General features: G+C 39.6%; 17 protein-coding genes. 7 read left to right on the forward strand and 10 right to left on the reverse strand.

Annotated elements, in window-relative coordinates; all coding sequences use genetic code 11:
* From HMPREF0014_RS19195 to dxs, 3 genes are all read right to left on the reverse strand, one after another.
* A partial coding sequence (locus tag HMPREF0014_RS19195; protein WP_020992299.1) for a DEAD/DEAH box helicase occupies window positions 1-1535 on the reverse strand: 1535 nt, incomplete at its 3' end.
* 410 nt (window positions 1536-1945) lie between these two features.
* On the reverse strand, window positions 1946-2776 hold the full coding sequence (locus HMPREF0014_RS19200; protein ID WP_002052337.1) for an inositol monophosphatase family protein: 831 nt from the start codon (window positions 2774-2776) through the stop codon (window positions 1946-1948).
* Window positions 2777-2897: 121 nt separating this feature from the next.
* Window positions 2898-4802: a 1-deoxy-D-xylulose-5-phosphate synthase gene (gene dxs, locus HMPREF0014_RS19205; protein ID WP_020992300.1), complete on the reverse strand. Its 1905-nt coding sequence runs from the start codon at window positions 4800-4802 to the stop codon at window positions 2898-2900.
* A gap of 303 nt (window positions 4803-5105) precedes the next feature.
* On the opposite strand from dxs, the gene ribA reads away from it, so the two are divergent.
* The 3 genes from ribA to aroE all read left to right on the forward strand — a co-directional run bounded on the left by ribA (window position 5106) and on the right by aroE (window position 7753).
* Window positions 5106-5708 (forward strand): GTP cyclohydrolase II, encoded by a 603-nt coding sequence (gene ribA / locus HMPREF0014_RS19210; protein WP_001121174.1) that lies wholly within the window; start codon window positions 5106-5108, stop codon window positions 5706-5708.
* Window positions 5709-5836: 128 nt separating this feature from the next.
* Window positions 5837-6787: an oxygen-dependent coproporphyrinogen oxidase gene (hemF, locus tag HMPREF0014_RS19215; RefSeq protein ID WP_020992301.1), complete on the forward strand. Its 951-nt coding sequence runs from the start codon at window positions 5837-5839 to the stop codon at window positions 6785-6787.
* A gap of 177 nt (window positions 6788-6964) precedes the next feature.
* Window positions 6965-7753, forward strand: coding sequence for a shikimate dehydrogenase (gene aroE, locus HMPREF0014_RS19220; protein WP_006580713.1), 789 nt, complete (start codon window positions 6965-6967; stop codon window positions 7751-7753).
* A gap of 47 nt (window positions 7754-7800) precedes the next feature.
* On the opposite strand, the gene HMPREF0014_RS19225 is transcribed toward aroE, so the two are convergent.
* Complete coding sequence (locus HMPREF0014_RS19225) at window positions 7801-10143, reverse strand: hypothetical protein (RefSeq protein WP_006580714.1); 2343 nt, start codon at window positions 10141-10143, stop codon at window positions 7801-7803.
* A gap of 257 nt (window positions 10144-10400) precedes the next feature.
* Between HMPREF0014_RS19225 and HMPREF0014_RS19230 the strand changes: the two genes are divergently transcribed.
* Window positions 10401-12224: an acyl-CoA dehydrogenase C-terminal domain-containing protein gene (locus HMPREF0014_RS19230; RefSeq protein ID WP_004884612.1), complete on the forward strand. Its 1824-nt coding sequence runs from the start codon at window positions 10401-10403 to the stop codon at window positions 12222-12224.
* A gap of 71 nt (window positions 12225-12295) precedes the next feature.
* Here HMPREF0014_RS19230 and HMPREF0014_RS19235 read toward each other — a convergent pair whose 3' ends face one another.
* The gene (locus tag HMPREF0014_RS19235) at window positions 12296-12943 is read right to left on the reverse strand and encodes a hypothetical protein (protein WP_016803860.1); all 648 of its coding nucleotides are present in this window, start codon (window positions 12941-12943) and stop codon (window positions 12296-12298) included.
* A gap of 251 nt (window positions 12944-13194) precedes the next feature.
* Here HMPREF0014_RS19235 and HMPREF0014_RS19240 point away from each other — a divergent pair, with 251 nt between their 5' ends.
* A complete protein-coding gene (locus tag HMPREF0014_RS19240; protein ID WP_002052345.1) occupies window positions 13195-13449 on the forward strand; it encodes a PspC domain-containing protein in 255 nt (84 codons plus the stop codon).
* Window positions 13450-13474: 25 nt separating this feature from the next.
* Here HMPREF0014_RS19240 and HMPREF0014_RS25605 read toward each other — a convergent pair.
* The 5 genes from HMPREF0014_RS25605 to HMPREF0014_RS19270 all read right to left on the reverse strand — a co-directional run bounded on the left by HMPREF0014_RS25605 (window position 13475) and on the right by HMPREF0014_RS19270 (window position 19361).
* Window positions 13475-14565 (reverse strand): IS4-like element ISAba1 family transposase gene (locus HMPREF0014_RS25605; RefSeq protein WP_085940648.1). Its coding sequence is split into 2 segments (ribosomal slippage): window positions 13475-14025 and window positions 14025-14565, totalling 1092 coding nucleotides; the frame shifts between segments, so codons are not numbered across the junction.
* A gap of 142 nt (window positions 14566-14707) precedes the next feature.
* Entirely contained in the window at window positions 14708-15808 is a 1101-nt protein-coding gene (locus HMPREF0014_RS19255) for an HPP family protein (RefSeq protein WP_002052280.1), read from the reverse strand.
* Between the two features lie 132 nt (window positions 15809-15940).
* On the reverse strand, window positions 15941-16738 hold the full coding sequence (locus HMPREF0014_RS19260) for a TIGR03915 family putative DNA repair protein (protein WP_006580716.1): 798 nt from the start codon (window positions 16736-16738) through the stop codon (window positions 15941-15943).
* A gap of 2 nt (window positions 16739-16740) precedes the next feature.
* Window positions 16741-18003 carry a putative DNA modification/repair radical SAM protein gene (locus HMPREF0014_RS19265; RefSeq protein ID WP_006580717.1) on the reverse strand — a complete coding sequence of 421 codons (1263 nt, stop codon included), beginning with the start codon at window positions 18001-18003 and terminating at the stop codon, window positions 16741-16743.
* A 173-nt stretch (window positions 18004-18176) separates the two neighbouring features.
* Entirely contained in the window at window positions 18177-19361 is a 1185-nt protein-coding gene (locus tag HMPREF0014_RS19270; RefSeq protein WP_020992302.1) for a tetracycline resistance MFS efflux pump, read from the reverse strand.
* A gap of 369 nt (window positions 19362-19730) precedes the next feature.
* Here HMPREF0014_RS19270 and glyQ point away from each other — a divergent pair, with 369 nt between their 5' ends.
* Both glyQ and glyS read left to right on the forward strand, forming a co-directional pair.
* Entirely contained in the window at window positions 19731-20708 is a 978-nt protein-coding gene (gene glyQ / locus HMPREF0014_RS19275) for a glycine--tRNA ligase subunit alpha (protein ID WP_000085212.1), read from the forward strand.
* Entirely contained in the window at window positions 20708-22777 is a 2070-nt protein-coding gene (glyS, locus tag HMPREF0014_RS19280) for a glycine--tRNA ligase subunit beta (RefSeq protein ID WP_006580719.1), read from the forward strand. Before glyQ ends, glyS begins: the two co-directional genes overlap by 1 nt.
* The last annotated feature ends 36 nt before the right edge of the window (window positions 22778-22813 follow it).

The following is a 22813-nucleotide window of genomic DNA, read 5'->3' on the forward strand; positions in this document are numbered from 1 at the left end:
AAGCTACGTTTTGGACGATCTTCAAAACCACCTTCACGACGTGGACGGTCAGAGTTGAACTCACGACGCGGACGATCTTCACCACCGAAGCTACGTTTTGGACGATCTTCAAAACCACCTTCACGACGTGGACGGTCAGAGTTGAACTCGCGACGCGGACGATCTTCACCACCGAATGGGCGATCACCACGTGGTTTATCATCAAAGCTACGACGCGGACGGTCATCACGACCACCTTCACGGCGTTTGAAGTTACTTTCGCCTTCAAAACGACGACCACCGCCGAAACCGCCACCACGACGACCATCACGACCACCGTTACCGCCACGACCGCGACCACCGCCATCACGACCTGAACGAGCAGGAGGTGGAGATGGCTCTAATCCTTCAATTTCAGAAACACTTAAACGTGCTTCTAAATATTCTTCAAGTGCACGAATCTTACCGCGCTCACGATAAGTCGCTAAAGTAATTGCCTGACCTGTACGACCCGCACGACCTGTACGACCAATACGGTGTACGTAGTCTTCATGCTTCATCGGTAAGCCGAAGTTAATAACGTGTGAAATTGTTGGAACGTCAAGACCACGTGCAGCAACGTCAGTTGCAACTAAGATTTTTGCACGACCTTCACGGATACTACGTAAACGACGGTTACGAACTGTTTGTGGCATTGCACCGTGAAGTGCAACAACTGAATGACCTGCTTCAGCAAGTTCTTCAGCCAACATATCAGTGTCTTCTTGAGTGCTTGCAAAAACTACAGCTTGATCTAAGTTTTCATCACTTAACCAATGTGTAAGTAATTTTTTCTTATGCTCAAAACCATCAGTCCAATGCAATGTTTGCGTAATATCTGTATTGGTTGAATGACCTGTTTCTATTGCAATACGCATTGGATCTTTCATCATGCATGCTGCAAGACGAATAATACGATCAGCAAATGTTGCAGAGAACATTAATGTTTGTTTACGGTTAGCCGCTAATTCGCTGATTGCCTCTAAGTCTTCAGAGAAACCTAGGTCAAGCATACGGTCCGCTTCATCAACGATTAAAGCATCTACTTGGTCTAATTTAATTTGACGACGGTTTACCAAGTCAAGTAAACGACCTGGAGTTGCAACAACAACTTGCGCGCCTTTTAACTGTTGAATTTGTTTAGCAAACGGCATACCACCCATAATGGCAGCAATACGAACACCTTTCATGTGACGTACAAATGCGATTGCATCTTGGCTTACTTGTTGTGCTAATTCACGAGTAGGAGAAATTACCAAAATATTTGGTTGAGTTACAGCTTTCATGCGTTCTTTGAACGGAACGAAAGTTTCTTGACCTGCCAAGTTATTTAATGTCGGCAACAAGAATGCAGCAGTTTTACCAGAACCAGTCTGGCTAGAAACTAAAAGGTCTTTACCTTCTAAAGCTGCAGGAATAGATTGTTCTTGCACAGGAGTCGGGGTAGTAAAACCTAAACCTTCAAGCGCTTGTTGTAAGGTTTCATGCAAAGAAAATTCGGCAAAAGTTTTGCTCATAGAGAGTTTCACCCTAATGGGTGCTCCATTTTTAATAAGTACAAAATAGACATCGGCACAAAGCGGCAAAGCAAAATTAGCTGAACCTTATTATTCAGCGGCAATCCGAGTAACGACGATGTGGATTAAACGCACGCTTGATTACGGCCGAACCTGAAGAATCGCTGAGCGATCGGGGCGCAAGAAATGGTCCTCTCTATGGACAGCGTGCGCTTACAATGAATAGAACAGAATGTTCAGGTAATGAACGGAAATTTAAGTGCGTGGGCGGATTATAGCAGAAAGAATTTAAAAGTCATGTGTTTTAATCAACTTTATCGTTATTTCTATTATTATTTCTATTTTACCGATCATTAAAAAATTAAAACCCTCTATAAAAAGAGGGTTTTAACTCACAAAGCGTTTCTCAATTATTTTGCAGCTTTATCCCAAGCAGGAACTACTGTTTGCATTAATGGTTTTAGCATTTTAAGTGAACAAGCAAGTACTTGACCATTTTCAAGTGAATCATTTCCACCACGAGCATCAACCACTACACCGCCCGCTTCTTTAATAATAAGCTCACCAGCAGCGATATCCCATGGTTTTAAACCAAGTTCAAAGAAACCATCGAAACGACCAGCAGCAACATAAGCTAAATCTAGAGCAGCTGAACCACCACGACGGATTTGAGCACCCGCTTGAGTAACAGCTAATAATGAAGCAAAGTGCTGCTCTGCATAAGATACGATCTCACCAGCACGTTTAGCACGGTAAGGATGACCTACTGCCAAGAACGTATTTTCTAAGCTATCTTTTACATTTACACGAATACGGCGTTGGTTCATCACCGCACCACGACCGCGACTTGCAGAGAACAATTCGTCACGTACAGGGTCATAAATTACGCCGTGCTGAGTAACGCCTTTGTGTTGAACTGCAATAGAAATACAGAAATGAGGGAAACCATTAATGAAGTTTTGCGTGCCATCAAGTGGGTCAATTACCCAGCACCAGTCTGCATCGTGGCCTTTGCCTTCTTGCAAACCGAACTCTTCACCTAAGAAGCTATGGTTTTTATAACTTTTACGTAATGTATCAATCGTTAATTGTTCTAAATAACGATCTACACGTGTTACAGGACCATCAATGCCTTTTTCTTCAACTTGCAAATCGAGTTTATGACGATTTTGATGCGCTTTTAAAAGCTCTTGACCAACTGTTTGAGCCGCACGCGCAGCCATCACCACCATAGGTTCCATTGAACACCCACTACAATACAAATTTGAAGATTTTGACAAAGAATAATGCATAAAAGCGCATACATTTTAGCAAATGAATGCGCTTTATGGGAAAAAATGTTTCAAAAATTTTATTAACGGATTAAACGACCTGATTTTGCTTAAGCCAAGCTCTCTCAATTGAGTTCAAAATACCTTTCGCATCTAAACCACAATCTTGCAGCATTTGATTATGTGAAGCCTGATGCAAGAATGAGTCTGGCAAACCTAAGTTAATGATAGGTTTCACAATTTGCTCTTGTGCCATAAACTCATTTACTGCACTACCCGCTCCACCCATAATCGCATGTTCTTCAACTGTCACGAATAAATGAGTATGTTCAGCCAAGTCTCGAATCATTTGCTCATCAAGCGGTTTCACAAAACGCATATTTACAACACGCACACCAACATCGTGTTTTTGTGCAAGTTGCTCGGCAGCTTCTATAGCAACCATGACACGGCTACCAAATGCTAGAACTGTAATTTGCTCATCACTATTTGGTTTAATTTCTGCAACAATTTCAGCTTTACCTAATTCAAGAATCGTCATTTCTTTTTGAATTTCGACACCCACACCTGCACCACGTGGATAACGTACTGCGGCAGGGCCATTATAGGCATAAGCTGTATGAAGCATTTGACGACATTCATTTTCGTCTTTTGGCGCCATAATCACCATATTCGGTACAGTACGCATATAGGCATAGTCATATGCACCTGCGTGTGTTGGGCCATCTTCACCCACTAGACCGGCACGATCAATACCGAAAGTTACATCAAGGTTTTGCAATGCAACATCATGAATAAGTTGATCGTAACCACGCTGCAAGAATGTCGAATAAATTGCAACAACAGGTTTTAGCCCTTCACAAGCCATACCAGCTGCAAGTGTTACGGCATGCTGCTCTGCAATTGCGACATCAAAGAAACGCTGTGGGAATTGCTTGGCAAACTTAACCATGCCCGAGCCTTCACACATAGCAGGCGTGATCGCAAGCAACCGCTCATCTTGAGCAGCTTCATCGCATAACCATTCACCAAAAACATCCGAATACTTTGGTGGGGCTTTCCCGCCTGAAGTCGCATTAATTTTACCAATCGCATGGTAAGTAATCGGGTCAGCTTCAGCAGGAGCAAAGCCTTTGCCTTTTTTAGTATAAACGTGAACTAAACGTGGACCTTTACGCTTTTTAAGTGCATTGAACACTTGAACTAACTGATTGACATCGTGCCCATCAAATGGTCCAAAATAATCAAAACCAATTGCTTTAAATAGGTTATCTGCAGCATCGGTTGCCGATTGATGTAATCGAGAGTTATAGGTCCATTTTGGATGTGGCTGGATATAAGCTTCACCATGTTCATTTACATTGACTAAATGACCTTTTTCCCAAATTGCAGCTAAATGCTTAGCGAAGCCACCAGTACTGCAAGAAATGGACATGTCATTGTCATTGAGTACAACAATCAAGTCAGCATCATGTGCAACCGCATCATTCATAGCCTCAAATGCCATGCCTGCAGTCATTGCACCATCACCTACGATACAAACAACTTCACATGGGTCATTTTGATAACGGCGTGCAAGTGACATACCTAGGCCAGCTGAAATCGCTGTTGACGAATGCCCTACCCCAAAGGTATCAAAAACCGATTCTTCTCTGGCAGGAAAAGCTGCTAATCCATTTTTTGAACGGATAGTTGTAATTTGTTCACGGCGACCAGTCAGGATTTTATGTGGATATGCTTGATGTCCTACATCCCAAACTAACCGGTCATTTGGTGTATTAAAACAATAATGCAGCGCAACCGTCAGCTCAACCACGCCGAGGTTAGCACCGAAATGGCCACCACTCTGGCCTGCTGCATATAAAATATATTGACGCAACTCATCAGCCACTTGAACCAGTTGGCTATGCTCGAGCTGACGTAATTGTTGAGGATGATCAATTGCATCTAACAATGGCGTAACAGGGCGTTGAGTTGGAATTTCGGTATACAACATATGTGGCAAAGCCTTTATAAGCCTGGCAAATCCTAAGCTGGGTCAAAATGGGTCGATCATACAATCGAATGAAGTCACCTTCAATCAGCCACATTTGCGAACGAGATCATGCAAAGCAGTCTCTCATACATTATGGGTATGGTTGGCAGATTATCCTGAATAATCTGACTATTTATCAACTATTATCGTCTTCTTTATACAAAAAAGAAAACCTTAGTGTGCAAAATGATTATGACAATTCGACCAATCTCCCAGCATTACGCTATACTTTAAACCGTTTTCGGTTAAAAGATGAGTTAATCTGTGCCTATAGAGTTCATTGCAACATCAAAACTCCCGACCGCTTTTGGTGAATTCAATATTTCTGTGTTTCAAGATCCCGTTACAGGTGAAGAACATGTGGCACTTTCTAAAGGGTTAGAAAATCCGCCAACAGGTCCTGTTTTGGTTCGTGTACATTCTGAATGCTTAACAGGTGATGCTTTTGCGTCATTAAAATGTGATTGTGGCCCACAATTACAAGCTACTCAAAAACTCATCAATGAAGCAGGACAAGGTGTAATTTTATATTTACGCCAAGAAGGTCGTGGAATTGGTTTAACCAATAAAATTCGTGCCTATGCTTTGCAAGATCAGGGTCACGATACAGTAGATGCCAATTTACTACTGAATTTACCTGCCGATGCACGCCGTTACGATATGTGTAGCATTATGCTCGATCACTTAAAAGTAAAAGAAGTGAAGTTAATTACCAATAATCCTTTGAAAATTCAGGCACTCAAAGATCAGGGTATTAATGTCGTAGATCGTGTACCGTTAACTGTCGGCCGCAATCCTTTTAATGAACAATATTTAAAAACCAAACGTGAAAGAATGGATCACCTTTATCAAAAAGATGATTTTTGATTCCAATTCCAAAATTTAAAAACAATATTTAAGGGATTTTTTCAAGATTTAGAAAAAAATCCCTTACTTTTTTTATGGTTTTATGTTTTGATGTATTTAATTTATATCAATCATCTTTGAGGGTCATTATGCAACATCCGACTTCCACAGATATTCAACGTGTCCGCGAATTTCTCCTCGATTTACAAGCCCGTATTTGTGCTGGTTTAGAACAACAAGAAAAAGCTGGCGGTGGTACGGCAGAATTTATTATTGATGATTGGGAACGCCCTGAAGGCGGCGGCGGTCGTTCACGTGTGCTGCAAAATGGTATAGTGATCGAAAAAGGTGGTGTGATGTTTTCTCACATCAACATTAGTAAACTTCCTGCGTCTGCTACAGAACGTCACCCTCAAATTGCAGGGGCTAAAGCTCAGGCACTAGGAGTTTCTTTAGTTATTCATCCTAAAAACCCAAATATTCCGACCTCTCATGCAAATGTCCGTTTATTCGTTGCAGAACGTGAAGGACAAGATCCGATTTGGTGGTTTGGTGGTGGTTTTGATTTAACGCCATTTTATCCAGATGACCAGGATGTTTTAAATTGGCATCAAGCTGCTTACGACCTATGTAAACCTTTTGGTGACAATGTTTATGCTGAACATAAGCAATGGTGTGATGATTACTTTTATTTAAAGCATCGTGATGAACAGCGTGGTGTGGGTGGCTTATTTTTTGATGATTTAAATTGCTGGGATTTCGAAACTTGCTTTAAATATATTCAAGCTGTAGGCAATGGTTATTTAAATGCCATTTTGCCAATTTTCGAAAAACACCGTGAACAGCCTTATAGCGAAGCTCAACGAGAATTTCAGCTTTATCGCCGCGGTAGATATGTTGAATATAACTTGGTTTATGACCGTGGTACGTTGTTTGGATTACAAACAGGTGGCCGTATCGAGTCTATTTTAGTCAGCCTACCTAATTTAGCTGCATGGTCTTATCGACCTGAATGGGATGAAGACTCTCCAGAGAAGCGTTTAACTGACTATTACTTAAAACCTCGTGATTGGTTAGGTTTAAAAGAAAAAGTCGCTTAATTTTTTGTTTTGGGGATTCTTTGGCTTCCACCCTAAAGAATCTCCTTTTTTGATTTCAATTTCCCTTCCTTCATTCAAATATTTTTTCTTGTGTTATTTTGACTTATAGTGAGGCCTGCTGAATATTTAGCACAGGCTTTATCTGCTTCATGCCATTTTAAAATTTTGGATACAAGAATGACCAAACAGTTTGCAGTAATTGGCAACCCGATCGAACAATCACGCTCGCCTGAATTGCATCATGCTTTCGCTGAAAAAACAGGTGTTGATCTAAACTATCAAAAACGTCTCGCGCCTCTAGATGGTTTTGAGTCAAGCATGCGCAGTTTCTTTGCAGAAGGCGGCAGTGGCATGAATGTTACTGTTCCCTTTAAAGAGCAAGCTTTTGCTTTATGTGATGTTTTAACCGAGCGTGCCCAAATTGCTAAAGCTGTAAATACCTTGTGGATGGAAAATGGCAAATTGCATGGTGACAATACAGATGGCCAAGGCCTAGTCGCCGCAATACAAGCTTTAGATTGGAACTTAGAAAATACAACTATTTTAATTTTAGGAGCTGGTGGTGCAACTCGTGGTGTCATTTACCCACTGGTACAGGCTGGCGCTAAAAAGATTGTTATTGCCAACCGAACCCTCGCTCGTGCAGAACAACTTGTAGATGACTTAAAAACAGCAGTTCCACAAGCCCAATTACAAGCAATTTCTCTAAATGATTTAGACGGCGATTTTGATATTGTAATTAATGCAACTTCTGCAAGTCTTTCAGGTGGTGCTTTACAACTTCCTGAAAAATTACAGTTCAAATATGCGTATGAAATGGCTTATGGCAAACCTTCTAGTTTCCTTGATCAGGCGAAACAGCGTAATGTGCCTTATGCAGAAGGTTTTGGTATGTTAGTAGGCCAAGCCATCGAAGCTTTTTATATCTGGAATGGTGTAAGACCAGAGTTAAAAGATTTCTTATAAACAAAAAAAGAACCTACTTAAAGTAGGTTCTTTTTTTATCTCATTTACTATTTTTTAGCAGCGACCATTTGCTTATAAACATCTCGGAAAATTTCATAATCAATAAATTCATTATGTTCAGGTTTTAACTTCTGAATTGTTTTTTCCGTAAGCTGTTGTTTACGAGCAGCCACATAAACGTTCCCTAAAATATCAGCTGTTTCTGATAACAAATGCTTTTCTTCAGCAGAAACACCATTTTGTTTTTCAAATTCTAACTGATACTGCTTTGAGAACAGTTGGGCTGGCTGTTTATATTGCTTCTGTAGTTTCTGCCAAGCTTCACGCCCTGCTTTACCTTGCATAGTCTCTATTACAATATGATCTACAGCACGCCCTAACTCATGGTCAAACTGCTCATCTTGCTCAAGATGATGCTTTTTCTGTAAAGCAGTAATACGCTCTAAAGCTTTTCCTTGAGGGTTATAGGTATCTTCTTCCGAGAACCAGTAAGCATAAACCTCTGCAATTTCTTGTAGCTGTTGAACAGAGTAATATTTGATATATGACGGTTTTTCAGCTGTTAATTTGGCAATAAATACTGCTTTATAAGTTTTGTCATAAGCATGCGTTGCATCATAGGTTTTATCAGCCAGTACAGCCAGATTTGCATCTAAATCTTGTACATCACTATGTGTGCCTACCGGATGCTCTAAAACATCACCTTGTCCAAGCTTTTCTCCAAAACCTTTAATAAAGTTTTCGAGCATAGAACCTTTACTTGCTTCAGCTACAGACTTGGCCTGTTTAAGCTGCTTTTGATCAATTGAGGTTGCTTTACCGTAATTTAAAATTTGCATATCAGCTTTAATATTAAAGCTATGTTTAAACTCGGCTGGCGTATAAGCAACATCATAGGTCATGTTCACTGCACGACCTTTATCATCTAAAGCCACATCAATCGTGATTGGATTACTTTGCTTAGGTAAAGCTTGCTCAATCTCGGCCTTGTGTTTTAGCCATAAGGCTTTGAATGCTTCATCATTGATAAACTGGTTTTGGTTATAAGCTTCAAAAGTTTGTTTTAAAGCATCTCGGCGAGACTTGGTTTGAACTTTTTCAGCACTTGCAGCACTCTGGTCTAGCACATCAATGCCATAAACTTGGCAATAATTAATATCACCTAAAGCAACCGGTTTTTTCAGTGACTTTAATTCAATACATTGATCTTCGGTAAGCGTTACAGCGTCTTCACCTTGTGCATCCTGTACACCACCTGCAGCTGCTTCTTCACTGACATCTTGATCTTCAGAAACTGATGCATCTGCTGCTGCCGGAGCTTGTGCTGCCGCACTTAAATTGTCTTCACCTGCATCATTTGATGAAAGGCCACCATCAAAGTGTGCATTGATTAAACTATATAGTTCCTGACTTACAGCAGCGGCATCATCAGAAGAAACCTTTTGTTCTTCTTTATTAACAGCGCCTTTTTTCGCTTCAGAAGCAGCAAGCTCTTTTGCTACTTTTTCAGCCATTTTTTGGTTATCAAAACCTAATACACTTTTTTGAAGATATTTATCATTGACCTGACCATACAGCTCAACTTCTAAAAGCAACTCTTCAATGGTGGTTTTCAAACGAATTTTGTCAACTGCCCCAGCCTTACGATCAGTCTCTGTCAAAGATACACGTTGTAAGTTTTGCGGGTCAGCCAAACGATAAGAAACCGCACTAGAAGCTTTAAGATATTCAATAAACTTCTTCGTATCGACATTTTTAAAGAAGTCTTTATATTTTGAAAAATCAATATAAGCCAAATTATTTTGATTTTCTTTATTGACTAAATACGGCATTAAACCGAAGTAATTTACGTAAAACTTATAATTTTCCAGATCAAGCACCATTGGCAATTTTGCCTGAACCAATAGCGTTGGTTTTTCATATCTAGCAGTAAGGTTAAATGAACCCATTTTTTGACGGTAATGAATTGAGCCGTCATAGCTAAACTGAAGATCATTCAATAAATTAATTAATACGGCATTTACTTTTTCAGAACGTGCTGAGGGCCCCAAATCACCTTGTTCATTTGCAATAGCTGCATATAAGGTCTGTTTCTGAGCTTTACTTAAACCAACTTTTTGCTGACGTAAATATTGATCAACTTTCTTTTGTAATTCGGCATCAAGTTTTGGACTATTTTCAGCTTTTCCATTTTGCTTTATTTGTGATGGATCAACCGTGATTTTAAAATTTCCGCGATAGTCATAACTTGGATATTCATACATCGCATTAACGCTTTGAATGGCCTTTTGCTCTAAATTCGCAGATGCCACTTGTGGACGCACGCCGTGTTGTGCACATGCAGTCAAGCCCAAACTAAATAAACATAAACTGAGATATTTTAAATGCATAACCTTTTTTAAAACCTTATCACTTTATCTTTTTAACAAAACTTGCTAAAAATAAAAAAATTAGTTGTTTTTTCACATAAAAGTATAAGACCTGACTTTATCAGAAAATATAATTTCCAGTGTATTTATTTTCGACAAAATTCGCTTTTCTGACATTCTTTTCGGGTGTGATTAACATTGTATTTTTATCATGCGAGTGAATAATCAAATCATCGATTCAGATAATCCCACAATGTCTTACAATTAGGATTAAAGCCATGCCAGCATATAAAGCTCCCCTACACGATATCCGCTTCTTAATGAATGAAGTATTAGACTATCCTGCTCACTATAAAACTTTATCAAATGGTGAAAGTGCAGATCCAGATACTGTAGATATGATTCTTGAAGGTGCGGCAGATTATTGTGAAAACGTACTCTCTCCCCTTAACCAATCTGGCGATGAAGAAGGTTGCCATTTTGACAATGGCGAAGTGAAAACACCAAAAGGTTTTAAAGAAGCTTATGACCAGTTTGTAATGGGTGGCTGGCAAGGACTTTCTTATCCTGAAGAATTTGGTGGCCAAGGCCTTCCAATGTCTTTAAACCTGATTAAATCAGAAATGATGGGTACAGCGAACTGGTCATTTACCATGTATCCGGGTTTAAGCTCAGGTTGTATGAATACGATTTTGCAATTCGGTACAGATGAGCAAAAACAAACCTATATGCCTAAACTTGTTGAAGGTACATGGAGCGGCACAATGTGCTTAACCGAACCTCAATGTGGTACAGACTTAGGTCAGGTAAAAACTAAAGCTGAGCCTCAAGCTGATGGTACTTATAAAATTTCTGGTACAAAAATCTTCATTTCTGCTGGTGAACACGATTTAACTGAGAACATTATTCACATCGTGCTTGCACGTCTTCCAGATGCACCAGCAGGTACACGCGGTATTTCTTTATTTATCGTTCCTAAGTTTATTCCAACCGCTGATGGTGGCGTAGGTGAACGTAACACTGTTAGCTGTGGTTCAATCGAACACAAAATGGGTATTCGTGCTTCTGCAACGGCTGTATTGAACTTTGACAACGCTACAGGCTACCTCATTGGTGAAGTAAACAAAGGCTTACATGCGATGTTTACTTTTATGAACACTGCGCGTATTGGTACTGCGGTTCAAGGTATTGCACATGCTGAGTTATCTTTCCAAGGTGCTCTACCTTATGCCAAAGAACGTATGTCTATGCGTGCCCTTTCTGGTAAAAAAGATCCAGATAAAGTGGCTGATGCGATTATTCACCATGCTGATGTACGTCGTATGTTATTAACTCAAAAAGCGATCGCTGAAGGCGGTCGTTCAATGATCTATTACGCAGCACAACTTGCTGACAAAATGACAGACGCTTTGACGCGCGGTGACCAAGCTGCATTTGAAGATTATGATGACAAACTTGGTTTCTATACACCAATTTTGAAAGGTTTCTTGACTGAGCTTGGCCTAGAAGCTGCTAACCATGGTATGCAAGTGTATGGTGGCCATGGTTACATCAAAGAATGGGGTATGGAGCAAATCGTACGTGATGCTCGTATTTCTACTTTATACGAAGGAACAACTGGTGTTCAGGCACTCGACTTGATTGGTCGTAAAGTGTTGTTAAGCTCAAAAGGTAAAGTAGTGCGTGAATACACTGCTGAAATCTTAAAATTCTGTGCAACACATGCACGTAATAAATACTTACGTCGTTTCGCTTGGGATTTAACAAAGCTTTGTGCTCAATGGAACACTTTAACTGTTCGTATCATGCTTGCTGCACGTAAAGACCGTGACATCGTATCTTCTGCTTCTGTAGATTTCTTGATGTTCTCAGGCTATGTCATGATGGCTTATTTCTGGGCTCAACAAGCCGTAGTTGCTTCTGAAAAATTAGAAGCAGGTGACGGTAAAGAAACTCCTGAATTCTATAAAGCAAAAATTAAAGTTGCTGATTTCTACTTCGACCGTTTATTACCACGTGCACAAGGTCATGCAGAATCAATGGTAACGACTTCTCGTACACTTACTTCATTACCAGTTGAACACTTTAGCTTCGACTACTAATAATAAGTAAGTAGTAAAATAAAAAAGAGCGCAATTAATATTGCGCTCTTTTTTATTGAATTAAAATAACTTTATTCTTTATTAAGTACATAAGCTTTTGTAGGAACAAAATAGTTTTGTTCTAAAAACTCACGATTTTTACCATAATCGCTATAGAACAGTTTTTCTAAATTTACGATTAATTTCTGTTTCGAAATAATATTAAAGTAGAAGTTAACATCTGATGTTGGACACTGAATCTTTAACTCATGAGCAGCAGAATCAACTTTCCACTTTAATGAAGGACATAATCGATTGATGACTGCACTTTTTGCACCATCTTTATTACTGATTCGCCCAAAATGAACAACGTTCCAATACGCAGTGCCATCAGGTAATAAGTTTAAAATATATTCCGCTTCACCTGTTTCACAATCGGCAAAATTATCTTCACATGAAATACGGGTATGATAGCGACCTGCATATTGTTGATCTGATTCAGATATTTTAGATGTCTGATCTGGTGCACCATCGGGTAAAAAAGTTCGCCCTGCTGCATCATCCAACGTTTTAACTGCAGTCGTACTTTTAACTAGACTATTATCATGTTTAGAAGTCGTTGCTAACGCTGAGTGATCCTTAGAATCGGCATGATTTGCATCACAGGCACTCAGCGCCATACATAAGATGGCTGCCAAACCTAAATGTTTAATTAAAAGACCAGACCACTTCAAAGACATATACATCATTCACATACAACAGCAATGTGACTGTTCAAATTATGATTTAAGAACACTACCATTACTGCTACAAACACTTTTAGCCCCGAAAGGGTGCATTTTAGTAGATGTTGCTTTCATTCATTTAAATCATTTACATATTTTAACTATTTTTAATTTTATCGGACTTTAATTAGTTAATTTTGTCACCATATTTCTATTAACCAAGGGAAATAACAAACCTTGTCATTTATATATTTGAGGAGAACTACATGACCAATTCTGGTTTATATCGCTCGAACCGACAAAGCATGATCGCCGGTGTAATGGGCGGTATTGCTGAACGTTTTGGTTGGAACGCAAATTTATTACGCATTATTTTCGTATTGGTCTCGGTAATGAGTGCGGCTTTCCCAGGAATTTTAGTCTACTTGGTATTATGGTTAGTTATTCCGAAAAGACAGCCTGAACAAGTACAAGGTTATCAACAACCTGTTCGTACTGTACGAGAAGAACAAATACATTAAATCACTTCTCTGTACACGACAAATTTCACAGAACCCTTATCCTATCAGGATTCTGCTTTCTTAAAATTGCCAAAATTTCCTTAAACTCTTCTTTTTTCCCAAAACCAATTAAACGCTGAATCGCCATTTGAACATAGTCTAAACCATAGCGAAATAAACTCATTGAGAGTCGTCCATGCTTCTTTATTTTTATCGCTTTTTTTTGATTATGTTGCCATTCACCCGTTAAGTAACACCAACAGAAGCTTATAGCTAACACCGCAATCAATTTTTTCACTCGTCTAGGGTCTGTCAAGCGCGTATTTTCAAGATTAAACCCGCGTCCTTTGAGACAACTGAATAAGGTTTCAATTTCCCAGCGTAATGCATAATCCTGAATAGCATTGGCATTAAACTGAGGAGAAACGACGAGTAAAAGCTCTCCATTTTCTAACTGTAGTGCACTTATATATAGTTTCACCCGACCAACCAAAATCCGTCGTTTACGACATTCAATTTGACCAACTTTAAGATGGCGAAATAAATCACTAATTTTATGATTCTTTCCTAAATGATTGGTGACAATGAAGTTTTTTTAACACGAATGCAGAAGTTGATGTCTTGTTCAATTAACCATGTAAACCACTGCTCACCGATAAACTCTCTGTCTGCGAACACATTCACAATACGGTCTTTACCAAAAATGGCTATAAAGCGTTGAATCAAAGCAATACGCTCTTTCGTATCTGAATTTCCACGTTTATTAAGCAATGTCCAAAGGATAGGTATCGCTATTCCACGATAAACGATTGCGAGCATCAGGATATTAATATTTCGTTTTCCCCATTTCCAATTGGTTCTATCTAAAGTCAGTTGCACTTGGTCGAATGAAAACATATTGAAAATCAACTGAGAAATTTGACGATAATCAAAATACTGACCTGCAAAGAAGCGCTGCATACGTCGATAAAATGATTGTGGTAAACACTTGATGGGCAAGGCTTTAGATGCAGAAGAAAGATTACATGTTTGCTTTAAAATAATCACAAGCATGATGAGCGCAAAGCACTTTAAATGTGACTTGTTCCATTTTAGAGATTTGTTTAAGATAAGATATAACTCATTGAGATGTGTCATAGTATTCGTCGTTAGAAAACAATTATTGTGACATTATTTCAATGAGTTATCTATTTTTGTCGTGTACAGAGAAATCACTTAGTTTATTTTGGTCGCTACGGTTGCATCCCCTAATCAACCGTAGCTTTTTTTATGCTTAAAATTATAGTTTTCGATTTAACTGCTGTTGTAATGCCGCGATCATATCTGCACGGCTAATGATTCCTATCAGTTTTCGCTCTTCAACAACAGGAATATAGTTAAATGACTTCTCAACAAAGTAAGGTACAAGATCTTGAATAGGCTGAGTTGGTAGTACAGTAACAACTCGACGACTCATAATTTGCTTTACATAATGTTGCCATGAGTTTCTTGGATCGGCTGCCCCTTTAAACCACTCCACAACTTCATATAGTGCTAAAGTTCCTACCAAATGGTTTTCTGCATTGACCACAGGTAAGCTCATCAAGTTCACTTGTTTAAATTTATCTAATGCCTGATGAATATCGTCATCTTCATGTAGTTTAATCACATCACGGCTCATAATATCCTGACAGGCATATTGGTTCACCATGCGTTCATTGGCATGTTCTTGCGCTTCTAAAATGATTTTTTCTAAATCGTACTGACTAATATCTAATAGTTCAGTGTGATGCTCTAATGCATATTCAATATCTTTTGGCTGAATTGAGACTTTTTGAGTTGGCGTTGGGTCTTTACTACGTTCATTTAAGTGTGCAGTAACCGGATAATGCCGTCCAATCAGTCGATTAAAAAATATGGCGAAACCGAGTAGAAGTAATGAGTTGAGCAGAACCGGATAAAAAACAAAATAGAAACCTAATTTGTGAATAGCCGCACCACCCAACACAGCCGTAATCGCAACTGCACCACTCGGTGGGTGCAAAGAGTCAGTGGTCATCATTAGAAATATAGCAAGCCCTACAGCCACACTAAAAGCCGTAGTTAAATCCGGAATGTACTGTGCACAGGCTACGCCAATAATAGCGGCTAAGGTATTACCAACAATAACATTCCAGGGCTGAGCCAGCGGACTGGTCGACACAGCAAATAAGAGAACTGAGGAAGCTCCCATAGGTGCAATGTACCATGCATTAATTCCACCTAAAACATACCAGCTAATTAAGGAAGAAATTGCTAAACCGCATAGCGCTCCAACGCCACAAAGCAACCGTTCTTTTAGTGGTAAAACCTTAAAATTCGGTTTTAAAATCTGTAACCATTCTGGCTGTATAACACTCACAGTACACCTTAGGGGATATGCCGTTATTTATAACGGGCAAAAGTATACGCCCAAAGCCACATAAAGTGCATTTAAATTATATCTTTCAATTATCAGAAAACCTGTTGAATATATTCTTACTATTTGAAAATTTTAATATTCCATCAATTTTTCATTTAAATAACGCCAGTAACGTTTCGGCAAATATTGCACATGGAGCTTTATATTCTGGCGTTCTGTAATATTTACGCTCTTAAAATAATCTTTCCAAAGCTGATCATACAAAACTTCTTGCTCATCTAACTCAAGCTGAAAGCTTTGACTCATTCCATTTTTTAAATTACGGTCAACGTCCGAGGCTTCGAGCGAAACTTCATGTATTTCCCGTAAATCATAATAAATTCCAAACTTACGTTGCTCATCATAAATCAACCAACGCTGATCTTGATAACGCCGTTTAAAATGCGGCTGAATGAGTGGTAAAACATTAAAATCAGGACGAACCAGACTTAAAAAAAGCTCATCTTTAGTTTTCTTAAAACGAATAAAAGCCTCCATTCGATGCTTCTCTCGCCCGACCTTTTTCGTCCACTGTGCAATTGCCAGAACACTAGGATTTGAATAATCTTTTTCTATGGAAACATGGCTAGTAAACACATAAATACAGTAATTAAATAAATGCTGATAGGCATCTAAAGATTCGGATAAATAAGCAAAATAAAATTGTTTTAACGAAGAAGATGAAAGCTTTTTTTGTAGCGCAGCCCATACACGTTCAGCATGTTGCTCATTATTTGCAACCTCAATTTTATCGGCAAATAAACCATGTTGAGCTGCATCATTCAAACAGAGTCTGACTTGTAATTCTTTAAATTGAAATGCACGAAACACACAGCTTAGCAGCCCAACCATTGAACCATCAAAATAATAAGTAACCTCCTCATTAAACATGGCTAAAACCCAAGGCTTAATTGTGGCGAGAGTTGCTGCACATATTTCGAAGATCCCTGCGTTAAAATCTGCTGCCGAATAAAACTTGAAGACAATTCTTTTTGGAATTTTGGACTGTCTTCACAGCGAATAAAGAATTTTGCACGCTGATAGGCCACACCGAGTTTTTTAAGTAAATCGGTATGGATTTTGCCAAACCGGCGTGCTTGCACAATTTTCTTGGCCGATTTCACCCCAATACCCGGTACACGTAAAATCATTTGATAATCTGCACGATTTAAATCTACTGGAAACTGCTCGGGATGCCTTAACGCCCAGCTTAATTTTGGGTCTACATCCAGATCCAAATTTGGGTGTTTTTCATTAACAATTTCATTGACTTCAAAACCGTAAAAACGCATCAACCAATCACTTTGATAGAGTCGATTTTCACGAAGCAACGGCGGTGCAGAACCAACAGCAGGCAAGTAATTATTTTCGGTATTAATTGGGATATAACCCGAATAATAGACGCGTTTGAGTTTAAATTCTTTATAGTGCTTGTCTGCCATGAACAAGACATCTTGATCTGACTCTTGATGCGCTCCTACCACCATTTGGGTGGTCTGCCCTGCTGGTACATATTTCGGCACATGCTTAATAACTTGTCGTTCATCTTTCAGTTGAATGAGTCTGTCACGAACCAAACCTAAATCTTTTTGTACTTCCTCATGTGATTTTTCTGGCGCAAAAGTTTTTAGCCCCATCTCTGTCGGCATTTCTAAATTAATACTCATCCGGTCAGCATATAAACCTGCTTCATGAATCAGTTCAGGCGATGCGCCCGGAATCGTTTTTAAGTGAATATAACCATTAAAGTTTTCTTCAAGACGCAACTTTTTAACCACTTGGAGCATGCGCTCCATCGTGTGATCTGCCGATTTAAAAATGCCGGAGCTTAAAAATAACCCTTCAATATAATTACGACGGTAAAAATTAATGGTTAAATCGACGACCTCTTGTACCGTAAATGCGGCACGTTGAACGTCATTAGAACGACGTGAAACACAATAGGCGCAGTCAAAAATACATACATTACTAAATAGAATTTTTAAGAGACACACACAACGACCATCTTCAGTATAGCTATGGCAAATACCCGAATGACTGGCATCCCCCAAACCTTTATTTTTGTTTTTACGATCACTGCCACTTGATGAACAAGACACATCATATTTAGCAGCATCAGCAAGAATCTGTAGTTTTTCCCGAATGCGATCAGACATATCAAACGACTCATTTATGGCATCGTTTAAAAAATATCATTTCGCATTCTTAAATTTAATCCAGTGAAGTACGCTCAGCGTCATGAGGTGACGTTTAAAATTAGAATGATCTAGGAGTCATTTAGCTATAGAGTATTTCTTTAAGTATAAATAAAGAGCCCAACTCCACTTTGCTATCTTTGTTGTTCGACCGGTCGGGTACTATACAAAATGATAGGTAAAGTAATCAGATAAATCAAAATCACGCTCAACCAAATTGCTCCCGGCCATTTTTCATGAAATTGGAAATAAAGCGTGGAGAAAAACAAAGGTGCAATCATAGAAGCCATACTTACCGTAGATGCTATTACTCCCTGAAACTGTCCTTGCTGTTCAGCAGAAACCTTTTGAGAAGCTAAGGCTTGTAATGAAGGTGTACCCATGCTCCCTAGCGCAAAAATAGGCATAATGGCAAAAATCATCCAACCACTTTGAGCAAAAGCCATTACTGCTAAAGCCAAACAAGAACAAGCAATACCAGCCAGCACAGCATTACGATTACCCAGTAATCTTGAAGCATGACTCGGAATAAAAATCTGTACCAGCATTTGACATAGACCAAAGGCGCCTAGAGAAAGACCTACCCAGAAACCGCTCCACTGAAATGTGTCATGTCCCCATAATGCCCAGCAGACTCCATATACCTCCCCTATGGCACTAAAGATAAAAAAGGTCATAACAAATGGAAGTACGCCGCGAATTGAACTAATTCCAGCAAATATTTTAAAAGGATTTAATGTAAATAATTGCTTGCTCTCTGATGTCACCCGTCGGGATTCAGGCAAAACAAAAAAGGCAAATAAAAGATTAAGCCCTGTCAATATAGCTGCCGCAAAGAAAGGAAGCCTCAATCCATATTCACTCAAGAATCCACCCAATACAGGGCCAATAATAAAGCCTGCACCAAACATAGCATTGATTAAACCAAAATATTTTGCGCGGTTATTTTCGTGAGAAACATCGACAATATAAGCACTTGCAACAGCCATGTTGGCACTGGTGATTCCAGCAATAATGCGACCTACTAGCAATAAAATTAGGCTATGTGAAAAAGTTAGAAATAGATAATTCACTGCTGACCCAGCCAGTGAAATAAGTAAGACCGGTCTACGCCCGCATCTGTCACTTAACGCACCTAATAAGGGAGAGAAGATAAATTGCATGGCTGCATAGAGACTGGCCAATATGCCCATATATATAGCAATATGAGAGCTATGGGTCATATCTTGTAGTAATAAAGGAAGAATCGGAAAAATAAGACCGATACCGATAGCATCTAAAGAAATAGTTGCAAAAATAATAAATAGAGATCGATTCATAAAGCGTCCTATCGAAAAGTCAGGCACAGTAAATGTGAAAACCTGTTAACGATGCTTGATAACAACTCAAGCCCTGATGAACGCTGACCGAATCTTAAAGATTGGGATATGTGTCGACCGAGTATTTTCTAGTGGAAGAGAAATGAAACTTAAGTCGATTTTTCGCGATTTTTTATCGTAACAATAAAAAAGATTACGGGTGGATATTATCATTAAAATAATGTGGCTAACAATTACTCCAACAGGATTATGGAAATATTCAAGTTCTAGTTACCACCATAGCAATTTCCTCCGCATTAAGCCTTTGCCACTCCCCTACAAAATCCTTATACTTAGGGGCAATTTTTCTCATAAATTCGTGGATGCTACATGAGTCGCGCCATCTCGCACATTGATACATTTCAGGGTTTAATTCTTGCCCTACAAAACTATTGGGCCGAACAAGGCTGCGTCGTACTACAACCTTACGACATGGAAATGGGCGCTGGAACATTCCACACCGCAACATTCTTACGTGCTTTAGGGCCAGAGACTTGGAACGCGGCATACGTTCAACCTTCACGTCGTCCAAAAGATGGCCGCTACGGTGAAAACCCGAACCGTTTGCAACACTACTATCAGTTCCAAGTGGTACTTAAGCCAAACCCAGACAACATCCAGCAGCTTTATCTTGATTCTTTAAAAGCAATCGGGATTGATACGCTTACTCACGATATCCGTTTCGTAGAAGACAACTGGGAATCTCCAACTCTTGGGGCTTGGGGCTTAGGTTGGGAAGTTTGGCTTAACGGTATGGAAGTAACTCAGTTCACTTACTTCCAACAAGTTGGTGGTGTTGAATGTTACCCAGTAACAGGCGAAATCACTTACGGTTTAGAACGTCTTGCGATGTACCTACAGGGTGTTGATTCGGTATATGACCTTGTTTGGACGAAAGGCCAATTCGGTACTGTAACTTACGGCGACGTATTCCATCAAAATGAAGTTGAACAATCGACTTATAACTTTGAATACGCTCCAGTTGACAAACTATTTGAACTGTTTGATTTCTACGAGTCAGAAGCAAACCGTTTAATGGAAGCTAAACTTCCACTTCCAGCTTATGAGCAAGTTGTTAAAGCGTCTCATACCTTTAACTTGCTTGATGCACGTGGTGCAATTTCTGTGACTGAGCGTCAGCGTTACATTTTACGTGTACGTACTTTGGCACGCGCAATTGCACAAAGTTATGTACAAGCGCGTGCAGAACTTGGCTTCCCAATGGCAGAACCGCATTTACGTGATGAAGTATTGGCACAGCTAAAAGCACAAGCTGAAAGTGAAGCAGCAAAGGCGGAGAAAAACTAATGAGCAAACATACTGTTTTATTCGAACTTGGCTGTGAAGAGCTTCCACCAAAAAGCTTAAAAACATTACGTGATGCACTACAAGCAGAAACTGTAAAAGGCTTAAATGAAGCAGGTTTAAACTTCGCATCTGTTGAAGCTTATGCTGCTCCACGTCGTTTAGCGCTTAAAATTGTAGATGTAGATGCTGCGCAAGCGGATACACAAAAACGTTTTGACGGCCCTGCTGTTCAAGCAGCTTACGATGCAGAAGGCAAACCGACTAAAGCACTTGAAGGCTTTATGCGTGGTCAAGGCATTACTGCTGATCAGCTTTCTACTTTCCACGCAGGTAAAGTTGAAAAAGTTTGCTATTTAAAAGATGTGAAAGGTCAAAGCCTTGACGCTTTACTTCCACAGATTTTACAAACTGCATTAGACAATTTACCAATTGCTAAGCGCATGCGTTCTGCTGCAAGCCGTACCGAATTTGTACGTCCAGTGAAATGGGTTCTCTTACTCAAAGATGACCAAATTGTTGACGCGACTATTCAAGATCATAAAGCTGGTAATGTGACTTATGGTCACCGTTTCCATGCACCTGAAGCTGTAACTTTAGCGCATGCAAATGATTACTTAGAGGCTTTAGAAAAAGCTTACGTTGTTGCGAACTTTGAAAAGCGTCAGGCAACCATACAAGAACAAGTGAAAAAGTTAGCTGATGAAGTTAACGCGACTGCGATTGTTCCAGCTGATTTACTTGATGAAGTAACAAGCCTCGTTGAATGGCCTGTAGCTTTACGTGCAACTTTTGAAGAACGCTACTTAGCTGTTCCTCAAGAAGCTCTTATTACGACAATGCAAGACAACCAGAAATATTTCTGTTTGATCAATGCGGAAGGTAAATTACAGCCTTACTTTATTACTGTTTCAAATATTGAGTCTAAAGATCCGACTCAAATTATTGAAGGTAACGAAAAAGTTGTTCGCCCTCGTTTGTCTGATGCTGAGTTCTTCTTCTTACAAGATCAAAAGCAACCGCTTGCATCTCGTAAAGAAAAATTAGCAAACATGGTATTCCAAGCACAGCTTGGTACGCTTTGGGACAAATCAACACGTATTGCAAAACTTGCTGTTGCATTATCTTCCATCACTGGTGCAAACCCAGCCGATGCTGAAAAAGCTGCATTACTTGCTAAATGTGACTTAACGTCTGAGCTTGTTGGTGAATTCCCAGAACTTCAAGGTATTGCAGGTACTTACTACGCGCGTATTGAAGGTGAAAACACTGAAGTTTCTGAAGCTTTAGGTGAGCAATATTTACCAAAATTTGCGGGTGATGTTTTACCAAAAACCAAAACAGGTACAACCATTGCCCTTGCTGACCGTTTAGATACGCTGGTTGGTATTTTCGGTATTGGACAAGCGCCAACAGGCTCTAAAGATCCGTTTGCTCTTCGTCGTTCAGCAATTGGTATCTTACGTTTAATCATTGAAAATGAGCTAGACGTAACAATTGAAGAATTAGTGAATCTTGCACTTCAAGGTTATGGCAATATCGTTAAAGACCACGACAAAACTCGCGCTGATGCTGTTGCATTCCTGGAAGGTCGTTACCGTGCCAAGTACGAGGACCAAGGCGTTGCTGTTGACGTACTTCAAGCCGTTCAAGCACTTGCACCAAAATCTCCACTTGATTTTGACAAGCGCGTAAATGCAGTTAACCACTTCCGCACATTACCTGAAGCGGCTGCACTTGCGGCTGCAAACAAACGTGTGGCTAACATTCTTGCAAAAGAAGCAGCACCAGAAGGATCTGTCGTTGAAGCGAACTTGGTTGAAGATGCTGAAAAGGCATTATTTGCTGAGCTTCAAGCATTAACTCCTGTGGTTGAACCATTACTTGCAGCAAAAGACTACACTGCTGCCCTTTCTAAGCTTGCAGCACTTCGCGCGCCGATTGATGCATTCTTTGATAGCGTAATGGTAATGGCAGATGATGCTGACCTGAAAGCAAACCGTTTACGTTTATTGGCTCAATTACGTAACTTGTTTACTGCTGTGGCTGATGTGAGTGTGTTGCAGGGTTAATTAGTTCATTTTTAAATAAAGGGGATCTTTTATAGA

The sequence above is a fragment of the Acinetobacter sp. RUH 2624 genome, assembly GCF_000162375.2.
Lineage (GTDB): Bacteria > Pseudomonadota > Gammaproteobacteria > Pseudomonadales > Moraxellaceae > Acinetobacter > Acinetobacter nosocomialis.

Excerpts from the sequence above, each read along its gene's own strand:
- HMPREF0014_RS19200 (WP_002052337.1), bottom strand. The coding sequence starts at position 2,776 with ATGGAACCTATGGTGGTGATGGCTGCGCGTGCGGCTCAAACAGTTGGT.
- dxs (WP_020992300.1), bottom strand. The coding sequence starts at position 4,802 with ATGTTGTATACCGAAATTCCAACTCAACGCCCTGTTACGCCATTGTTA.
- hemF (WP_020992301.1), top strand. The coding sequence starts at position 5,837 with ATGCAACATCCGACTTCCACAGATATTCAACGTGTCCGCGAATTTCTC.
- aroE (WP_006580713.1), top strand. The coding sequence starts at position 6,965 with ATGACCAAACAGTTTGCAGTAATTGGCAACCCGATCGAACAATCACGC.
- HMPREF0014_RS19225 (WP_006580714.1), bottom strand. The coding sequence starts at position 10,143 with ATGCATTTAAAATATCTCAGTTTATGTTTATTTAGTTTGGGCTTGACT.
- HMPREF0014_RS19230 (WP_004884612.1), top strand. The coding sequence starts at position 10,401 with ATGCCAGCATATAAAGCTCCCCTACACGATATCCGCTTCTTAATGAAT.
- HMPREF0014_RS19235 (WP_016803860.1), bottom strand. The coding sequence starts at position 12,943 with ATGTCTTTGAAGTGGTCTGGTCTTTTAATTAAACATTTAGGTTTGGCA.
- HMPREF0014_RS19240 (WP_002052345.1), top strand. The coding sequence starts at position 13,195 with ATGACCAATTCTGGTTTATATCGCTCGAACCGACAAAGCATGATCGCC.
- HMPREF0014_RS19260 (WP_006580716.1), bottom strand. The coding sequence starts at position 16,738 with ATGTTTAATGAGGAGGTTACTTATTATTTTGATGGTTCAATGGTTGGG.
- HMPREF0014_RS19265 (WP_006580717.1), bottom strand. The coding sequence starts at position 18,003 with ATGTCTGATCGCATTCGGGAAAAACTACAGATTCTTGCTGATGCTGCT.
- HMPREF0014_RS19270 (WP_020992302.1), bottom strand. The coding sequence starts at position 19,361 with ATGAATCGATCTCTATTTATTATTTTTGCAACTATTTCTTTAGATGCT.
- glyQ (WP_000085212.1), top strand. The coding sequence starts at position 19,731 with ATGAGTCGCGCCATCTCGCACATTGATACATTTCAGGGTTTAATTCTT.
- glyS (WP_006580719.1), top strand. The coding sequence starts at position 20,708 with ATGAGCAAACATACTGTTTTATTCGAACTTGGCTGTGAAGAGCTTCCA.